This is a genomic window from Curvibacter soli (assembly GCF_029211125.1).
Lineage (GTDB): Bacteria > Pseudomonadota > Gammaproteobacteria > Burkholderiales > Burkholderiaceae_C > Curvibacter_A > Curvibacter_A soli.
This window is the reverse complement of record NZ_JARGEN010000001.1, coordinates 1-491: the sequence shown is the minus strand read 5'-3', so window position 1 is coordinate 491 and position 491 is coordinate 1. Positions and strand designations below refer to the sequence as shown.

1 protein-coding gene is annotated in these 491 nt (G+C 58.7%); it reads left to right on the top strand.

Going from position 1 to position 491, the window contains the following annotated elements:
• Positions 1 to 308: 308 nt before the first annotated feature.
• Positions 309 to 491 (top strand): hypothetical protein (locus PY257_RS00005; protein WP_419095630.1); only part of this gene is annotated, 183 nt, incomplete at its 3' end.

The window sequence follows — 491 nt, the reverse complement described above, 5'->3', positions numbered from 1 at the left end:
AGTATTGGGTATGAGCCTGGAGCCGGGCTCGTGATTCCACTGAGCAATGAGCCTGGCGAGGGCCTGGAATCGTCGATTGGAAGGCTGATGGGCAGCCTGTGGGCGCAGCGCGTCGATCATCCTGGAAACGGCAGTTGAACCAACCGAAAAACTGAAGAAACCCAATATCCATGCGGGTTTCCAAAGACTTCGCGTGACTGCAGAGCAGTTCCAGTTGGGTGAGTCTGGAAAGCATGGAAACTCAATGCGTGACAGGGACTTGCTCGAATTTTGGGGATTCAACTGCCGGAAATAGGATCATCGACTCGATGGTGATCGACATGAACGAAGCGCAGGTGCGCAGCGTGGAGCAGGTGCGGCAGGTGCTGGCGGGCACGCAGGAGCTGCAGTTTCGCGCAGCGCAGGATGACGAAGGACGCTACGGATGGATCGAGGCGGTGCTGCGGCGCCTGGGCTACCGGGAGCTGAATCGGGCCGACAAAGGCGCGGTA